Below are 8,200 nucleotides of genomic sequence, written 5' to 3'. Positions count from 1 at the left end.
TAATTATATTATATGCAAAATCAATTAAAGAATCAATCGTATTTTTTTACGATTGATTCTTTAATTGATTTTGAGTGTAGTATTATTTTTTGACCAATTGAATTATGACAACTTTTTTAATTATTCCGATTCGGTCTTCCAAAGGTATAAATAAGGTGTAAATTATTTGTTTCTATCTAGAAAATCCTACAAAATCAAGTCTTTCTCGCCATACTTTAAATGTTGCCGTGGCAGATGAATAACACTCTTATCACTATTTTTTCCTCCTGTCATATCTCGGTCAATTTTGATTTTATCTAGGTTTTATGCGGCTTTCCGTCATTTTCACATTTCAAAATATTTTTCTTTTTTCGGCTTTTCACAGCGTATTTTGGTGCTCTTTTCCCATCAACTGTGTAAAATCACCCTCAAAAACCCGTTTTACACAGTTTCAGATTTTCCGGCATTTGACTATTGTCCATGGCAGATTACACTGAAAAAATATATGTGGCACTATGCCACAAATCCTTTATTTATGCACGTTTGCGTCCCCTCAAACTGTGTAAATCCGACTTTCCTTCAGCTCTTTCTACTGCCATTGTTGCTTCCTGTGCCTTGGCCAGCTTTTCCATTTCTTCCTTCGCATCATCCAATTTCAAATGTGTATAAGTATTCAAAGTTACCGATATATCGCTATGCCCCATCAAATACTGAAGCACTTTCGGATTCATACCAGACTTCGCCATATTGCTACAGTAAGTATGTCGACACACATGAAGAGTAATCTTCGGAAGCTGCACTCGATAAATACTATTATATCTATCCACTGCATGCTTAAAATACTTCTCCCAGTGCATGGCCACCATCGGTTTTCCATCTTTGTCAAACCAGAGGAAACCAGAATATCCATCAATCATCGGTTCAACTTTAAATTTAGGTCTTGCCGCTAAAATATTTTTAAATGCCTCATACACACCATCCGTCATAGGAATCACTCTTTTTCCTGCATACGTTTTAGTAGTATCAATATAAACCAGTGTTCCTTTCTTCTGTAACTGATGATCGATATTGATGGTTCTGTTCTTCATATCCAGATCTGATAGCGTCAAACCTGTAAATTCTGAAATACGCATCCCTGTCTTAAATAAAACATACATGCCATCATAATATTTTGAATAATGTGTATCATTTGCAAATTCCGGCTCATCTGACCACGCATTCCGATAAGAGCTGATCAGTCTTTCCGGATGTAACTGAACGCGTTTCCGCTTCAGCTGATCAATAAGTTTTCAACGTGCTATAGTTCTTTCGTAGTCATCAAATGATTGCGAAAGGAGGCATAACTATGCAAGACTACAACACGATTATCGGCTCCATCCAGATGCGTTTGAATGGATGCCAGACCAGGTCCGTTATGGAACGTTACAAGATTGGCTCAGGTACATTAAATCTGATCATGAGCCGATACCATGCCAACGGAATCCCAATCGAGGAACTCCGAATGATGGCACCTAATGAAGTTGAGAACCTTTTCTATCCGCAGAAAAATCTACAGAGGAAAAATGTCCCACTTCCAGATTTCCAGTATTACTATGACAGAATCCATGCACTAGGGAGCCACATGAACATTTCGTTCTGTTGGCTGGATTATAAAGAAAAGAATCCTGATGGTTATGAGAAGTCACAGTTTTACGAATACTTCAACCGATTCATAGCAGAAAACTATGGTGGCCAGAAGGTATCAATGGCCGTAAACCGAATCCCGGGTGAAAAGATGTATATCGACTGGGTCGGTGATCAGCCGGAACTGTTAACAGATACCGAAACGGGCGAGATCAAAAAAGTCCATATCTTTGCGACCACTCTTGGAGTCAGCAGTCTGATCTATGCAGAAGCTTTTCCAAATGAGAAGCTCCCATGTTTTATAGAAGGCTGTGCCCATGCTGTTTCATTTTATAGTGCTGTTACGAAATACTTTGTGCCCGATAACCTGCGAACTGCTGTAACCAAGCACACAAAGGATGAACTTATCCTGCAGTCTACATTTGCAGATCTGGAAGATTTCTATGAAACTATAGTTCTTCCACCACCCGCTAGAAAGCCGAAAGGCAAGCCTACAGTTGAAAATCATGTACGTTATCTTGAAATACACCTGGTTGAGAAACTGAAAGAAAAGATATATGTATCATTTGAAGACCTGAATGCTGAAATCAAAAAAATAGTAGCAGTCCTCAATAAACGATCTTTTCAAGGCAAGGATTTCTCAAGACAGGATGCTTTCGAAAAGTATGACAAACCATGTATGAAACCACTGCCAGGCGGATGTTACACGGCTTGCAACTATAAAGCGGTCCTAAAAGTTCCCAACAACTACCACATCGAGTATGACGGCCACTACTACTCCGTATTGTACTCTTACTGTGGCAAACCTGCAATCCTGAAGGCAACCGCTTCAGAGATCAGAATCTGTAATCAGTATAATCGGCTGATCTGTACACATAAGCGGTCTTATAGAGAGTTTCCGCTGTATATCACGGTAGATGAACATATGCCGCCAGAACACCTTTATTACAAAGAAGTCAATTCAACGGATGGTAATTATTACCGCCGCTGGGCTTCTGCCATTGGTCCTGCGATGTCAGAACTGATTGACAGACTCCTTAAATCATCAAAACATGAAGAGCAGTCCTATAATGCCTGTGCAGGTATCCTGCATAAAGTAAAAACAATCTTTTCAAGCATAAGTTCCGAAGCAATACGCAAAACATCTTTTTTATGCTCCTTAAATGCTTCTTACTCCACTTCCTCCAGTTCTGTTCCTTCTGGAAGAATATATCCGCAGTTATCACATACTCCATCCTCTGCAAGTATCCCGTCTTTCACAAAGGCTTCAATACCTCCCAGTTCATGACAACGTGGACAATCTAATTCCCGTATCTTTTTCTGATTTCTTACATCCTGGCAATTGGCAAATCCAATTTTACCCATAGTGATTCCTCCATTTTCATTCCATATCAATTTGTCTTCGCAAAAAAGTTCCTACCATACGGGAAAAATTGCTGATATTACGAATATAGGCAAAATCTTTTCCATAGATTCTCTTTTCCACGGAGAGTTCTTCTTCATTCCCTACAAAAATACCAATTACGAAAATTCCCTGATTTCTGGCTCGGCGCACCTCATATGCAGTATCTTTCACAGCTCCTTCTCCGTCATAGATCTTGGGCTGGCGGGTTCCTGGTCGTTGTATGCTCATATCACATGGTTTTCCATCACTTAATACGATTAAAATCTTATTTTTTTCCGGTCGCTCCATGAGAGAGGAACAAACGGTTTTCAGTGCAAGCCCATCTCTGTTATTGGCATACGCCCGAAATTGAAAGATTCTTTCATTTGTTTCCCTTGGATCTTCATAATCCCGAAATCTCTGAAGTACTGTATATCCCCAGAAAGCACAGTATCCTGTCACCCGATGAGGAATTCCTGCCTGGCTTAATGCTTCACTGATAATATATCCCTGCGCCGCTACCTGAGCCTGTCTGCCAGCTTGGGAACCACTGGAATCAATCAGAACGTCTATTACAAACTCAGAATCTTCTGATCTCTTTTTTCTATTAAATAACTTGTCATCGTCTGTTCTTCCAATTTTCCATAACCTCTCAGGAACAAGCTGCCCTGCATCAGATTTGCTGACAAAATCATCCTTTCGGATTATAAATGCCCGTTTCAGTGACTCTGCCAACTCAGAAATATTTCTTTTGATGATCCAGTGATTATTTCCATAATAGGCTTTATTTTTTTCAAACTGCAGCTGAGAAAAACGGTATTGATTATTTTTTATCACAGGGTTCTGTAAAATTCCATCTGTAAGATACAGGATACAGTTTTTGTGGATTCCTGTACAAAATTTCCGGTTGACTCTGGCCTGCTCCGATTCACTTAGATACGATTTTCCGTAATTCAGTTCCACATATTCCCGTATCCGTCGCACTGCCTGTGGATTTATATTCTCCGGGCTTTCCGGAACTTCTTCTTTTTCCGGAGAAAAATAAGATCTTTTTTTCTTTTTGTTTCTGATATCCAGACTCATCATCTTTTTTTTGAGATTAGAAAGATATTTTTGAATGATGTCCTCCATCTGTTCATCCGTCATGCATTCCTGCCACGCATCATTGGCCAATGCCATATCCGGTAAATTCAGAATCTTCTCCAGATTTCCATTCCTTTTTTCAAAAGAGGGATCCAGAACATGATTATAAATCTCATCTATCACGTTTATGACCTCTTCCGTATTTTCCGCATCCTTCAAAGAAAGAATCTTGTACAATGCAAGCTCTGCCTGTGGATCCATTCCCTCATCGTCTGTGTTCTCCAGAACATGCCTTATATACAGAAGCCTAATCCTGTGAATCAGGTCTGTTCCAGCTTTGTCTGATACCTGCTCTTCCTCGGCCTTTTCCAATTCTCTGAACGCCTGTTCTCTGATTTCCTTTGTTCCCAAACGTTCTCGAATGGTAAACCGATTCACTGCAACATCCATGCATAATCCGGCAAGAGGCAAAAGCATATCTTCTCCAGCAGAAAAATGTAATTTTTTCATCAAATACATGCCAAGTTTCTTCTGATCAAAATATCGTGCAAAGGCACCCTGCTTCACTGCCTCATACAGAACCGTTTGTTTTGAATAAACATATTTTTCTGTATCCGGTTCAAATTCCATATCATAATCACCACTGACTGTCCAAAAAAGATTTCTGATACGATTGCTGATCTCCAGACGATGTTCTTCCAGTTGTTCCGCCGGCCATCTGACATCCTCCATACAAGCTTACCCCCATATATCTTTTCCGGTCCAGGAAGATGGGATTCTGGTAGAAACCACATCTTCTACGATCTCTTTTTCAAATACATCAAAACTTTTATTTATGATCCCCATCTGGATTGCATCAATTGGAGAAAGTCCGCTTCTTGTTGCTTTTACAGCAGAAACCAATCCTCTCAGGTCAAGAGATTTTGTTGAGATTTCTCCATGATAAGCTTTGATCTGCAAATCCAGAAACAGTCCTGCAAAGGCTTTCAGTGCACTTTTTTTCCCATCTGGAAAATGTTGTCTTAATACAAAAAGGACACTATCCTCATCCATTTCAGGCATATCAATTACCATAAATCTTGAAACCAATGCTTCATTTAGCTCTCTGGTACCTGCGTAACCATAATTCATCGTGCCGATAAATCGTGTTGCCGGATGAAGTAAAATCCTGTTATATCCTGGAATATCGATTCTGCGCCGATGATCCAGTGTGGCATGCAATACAGAAACCGCATCATTTTTTGCCATATTGATTTCGTCCAGGATTCCAAATCCTCCAAATTCCGCGCATTGGTAGATGGGGCCTTTCCGAAGGCGAACCTCATTATTTATAAAGGTATCCGTTCCAATCAGATCGGCACTGTCTGTATTTACATGAAAAGAAATGTCGTATTCCGGTCTTCCGAATATCCATGCCAGTGTCTCACATAGTACATTTTTTCCTGTAGCTTTCGCACCGGAAAGTAACAGGTTATCTCCCTGAAGAAGCGCTGCTATTGACATTTCCAGAATCTTTTTCCCATAAAATAGGATATCCGGTTTTTCTACCCGTTCCTTTACCTGATCCTTTACCTCATAACGCATGTGAAAATCTCTCAGTTCTCCAATCAGTTCCTGCGCTATCTTCTGGTCTTCTAAATATTTTTCTATTTCTGTCCAATGATTTCTCATGAGGATTTTCCTTTCTTTGCAATTGGTTATACCAAATCAGATAATATTTCTGTTTACTCAATCTTCAAACTTTCAATCCTCCAACTCACAATCCTAACTTCTTTACAATTTCTCCCAGTGCACTTCTTACAGGAGAATCTTTCGGAAGCCGTATGATCGGCTTTCCAGCACAGTCATACTGATATACCTGGTCATCATGTGGTACAACCCCTAACAGTTCCAGTCCCTGATTTCGGATTTCTTCCAGAGTTCCGGCATCCAGTTTTCCATCTGGAACACGATTCACGATCAATCCGGTTTTCTGTGGTTTAAAGTTTAACTCCTTCATCAGCTTTGCAATACGTCCGGCCGCCTGAACACCTCTTCTGGAACAGTCACTTACAAGAATCGCAACTTCCATCATTGGCAGGATTCCTCTGCTGATATGTTCCATACCTGCTTCGTTATCAACCACAATATATGGATAATGGCTTTGCAGTTTCTGAACCTGGGTCTGCACAAGACCATTTACAAAACAATAGCAACCCTGTCCCTGGGTTCGCCCCATTACCATCAAATCATAATCATCTTCTTCTGCAATTGCATCGGAGAGACGCATTTCCAGATAAGCCTGTTTTGTTATTCCTGTCGGAATCTGATACCGTGGATCAACTCCTGCACGTTCAATCTCTTCTCTCAGTTCTCCGAGTGTAATCTCCGGTTCAACGCCGAGCACTTCATTCAAATTCGCATTTGCATCTGCATCTACAGCTAAAACCGGATGTTTTCCATTTTCACATAAATATTGAATCAACAATCCACAAAGGGTTGTTTTCCCTACACCGCCTTTTCCTGATACAGCAATTACATGTCCCATGTTTTTCCTCCTAAAATTCTGAACAATCTGTTGACTTTTTCTTTAAATCTCATTATAGTTGTTACTATATAAATTACAATAATCAATCTGTGAGATTTGTATGGCTACTCAACACATCAGAAAAATTGTTGAGGAATCATATGATATCAATTCATACAGGAGTATATAATGTCAGAAAAAACGAGAAAACAAGATCGCCGTACCCGCTATACCAGGCAAACCATAAAAGATACGTTCTTAGAATTGTTAAAGCAGAAAAGTTTTACAAAAATTACAGTTACAGAGATCTGCAAAAATGCTGAAATCAACCGTGGCACTTTTTATCTTCATTACTACGATATCCATGATGTATTATCAGATATTTTTAATGATATGACTCAGGATATGTTAACAACTGTAGATCATTTATTCTGTCTAAATCAAAAAAGCTGTTCTTATCCGTTCTGTCAGAAAATACAGATGGAATCACAATACAGGGCACTGTTTCTGGATGATGCAATTGCCCCCATTCTTCTGGAAAAATTAGCAGAAAATACAAAAGAAGGCTATGTGACCTGGCTTATGTCACACAGCCTCCTGACCTTTGAGCAGGCAGAATCGGTTTTTTATTTTCAAATGAATGGCTGCCTTTCCATCAACAGACTGATGCTACGCAATCACTGTAATGACTGGAAACAGATTCAGACAACAATTGACAAATTTATCAAAGCCGGACTGGAAAGTTTTCTGATCCATGATCAGAGGGAAGAAAATGCTTCCGATAATTTTTGCAGCAAAATTTCTCCAACTGTTACCGCATCTTCTACACTCAGATAATGATCGGCATGATCCTGAAGAAATATTTTGCCAGATGCAGGAAATTCTTCATCTGCAAACCATATCTTTAAAGTTACCGGATATCTTGGCAGGACTGGAAAAACAGCACACAAATCCGCCTTTGTCTCTGTGAATTCTGCACCCAGGTTTTTACATGCTTTCTGAATTTTCTCAGGCTCTTTATCCTGCAAAAGCTTTTCCAGTTTCTGCTCTGCAGTCCGGTCAAACTTGGTTCCTCGAATCAATCCATCTTTCAGGTTACCAAAAGTAATGAGCTTCTGTGAAACTTCTGTTCCATCGGCCATATCCAGATAATGCAGCAATGTCAGATAATGCCATTCGTCCATGTTTGAGTTAATACGAAACTCAGGGAGTTGAATTTCAATCGTTTCATAAAAACTCAGTACTTCAAGCACATTTCGACTGCTATGAAAAACAGCCCCACTTTTTGCAGCAAGATCCTCTCCGGAACGATTTTGCAGCCGTTTTACTGCTGCCTGCAACATTTCCTGAAATGCACGATTTTCTGTTTGATTTTTGTATTCCATAAGCTCTCCTTTGTGAACATTTATAGTATCATGTAATAATCAATGTTTATACAAGGATTTTAGTATTCTCATAAACCTAACTTTGTCCGGATTCTCTTTTATCCATTCCTAGACAAAACTCATTACCTCAGTCATAGTTTCATAGATTTGTCTACGATCAGCATATTATACACTCCTCCGTAAGTTTCATTACTGTGTTGACTTTTCCTTTAAATTTCATTATAGTTGTAATTATATTAT

The 8,200-nt window shown here is 39.4% G+C and carries 7 protein-coding genes; 2 read left to right on the top strand and 5 right to left on the bottom strand.

The genetic code is table 11. From position 1 onward, the window contains the following. Positions 1-512 precede the first annotated feature (512 nt). Positions 513-1,136: a site-specific integrase gene (locus tag NCY57_RS16085; RefSeq protein ID WP_118753215.1), complete on the bottom strand. Its 624-nt coding sequence runs from the start codon at positions 1,134-1,136 to the stop codon at positions 513-515. A 188-nt stretch (positions 1,137-1,324) separates the two neighbouring features. Here NCY57_RS16085 and NCY57_RS16080 point away from each other — a divergent pair, with 188 nt between their 5' ends. Next, positions 1,325-2,890, top strand: coding sequence for a transposase (locus NCY57_RS16080; RefSeq protein WP_173739514.1), 1,566 nt, complete (start codon positions 1,325-1,327; stop codon positions 2,888-2,890). A gap of 93 nt (positions 2,891-2,983) precedes the next feature. On the opposite strand, the gene NCY57_RS16075 is transcribed toward NCY57_RS16080, so the two are convergent. The 3 genes from NCY57_RS16075 to NCY57_RS16065 form a co-directional block, all read right to left on the bottom strand. Further along, the gene (locus NCY57_RS16075; RefSeq protein ID WP_173739515.1) at positions 2,984-4,801 is read right to left on the bottom strand and encodes a cobaltochelatase CobT-related protein; all 1,818 of its coding nucleotides are present in this window, start codon (positions 4,799-4,801) and stop codon (positions 2,984-2,986) included. A gap of 6 nt (positions 4,802-4,807) precedes the next feature. Then, positions 4,808-5,740 (bottom strand): AAA family ATPase, encoded by a 933-nt coding sequence (locus NCY57_RS16070; RefSeq protein WP_015524504.1) that lies wholly within the window; start codon positions 5,738-5,740, stop codon positions 4,808-4,810. Between the two features lie 85 nt (positions 5,741-5,825). After that, the gene (locus NCY57_RS16065) at positions 5,826-6,596 is read right to left on the bottom strand and encodes an ATP-binding protein (RefSeq protein WP_092070354.1); all 771 of its coding nucleotides are present in this window, start codon (positions 6,594-6,596) and stop codon (positions 5,826-5,828) included. Between the two features lie 168 nt (positions 6,597-6,764). On the opposite strand from NCY57_RS16065, the gene NCY57_RS16060 reads away from it, so the two are divergent. After that, positions 6,765-7,412, top strand: a complete 648-nt coding sequence (locus tag NCY57_RS16060; RefSeq protein WP_059085498.1) for a TetR/AcrR family transcriptional regulator — start codon at positions 6,765-6,767, stop codon at positions 7,410-7,412. Here the strand turns inward: NCY57_RS16060 and NCY57_RS16055 are convergent. After that, positions 7,334-7,960: a DUF3786 domain-containing protein gene (locus NCY57_RS16055; RefSeq protein ID WP_173739516.1), complete on the bottom strand. Its 627-nt coding sequence runs from the start codon at positions 7,958-7,960 to the stop codon at positions 7,334-7,336. The genes NCY57_RS16060 and NCY57_RS16055 overlap by 79 nt on opposite strands. Positions 7,961-8,200 lie beyond the last annotated feature (240 nt).

Origin of the sequence: Blautia sp. MB18-30, assembly GCF_023669475.1 — a bacterium.
In the GTDB taxonomy this organism is placed as follows: domain Bacteria; phylum Bacillota; class Clostridia; order Lachnospirales; family Lachnospiraceae; genus Blautia_A; species Blautia_A fusiformis.
This window is presented reverse-complemented; position numbering and strand designations above follow the sequence as displayed.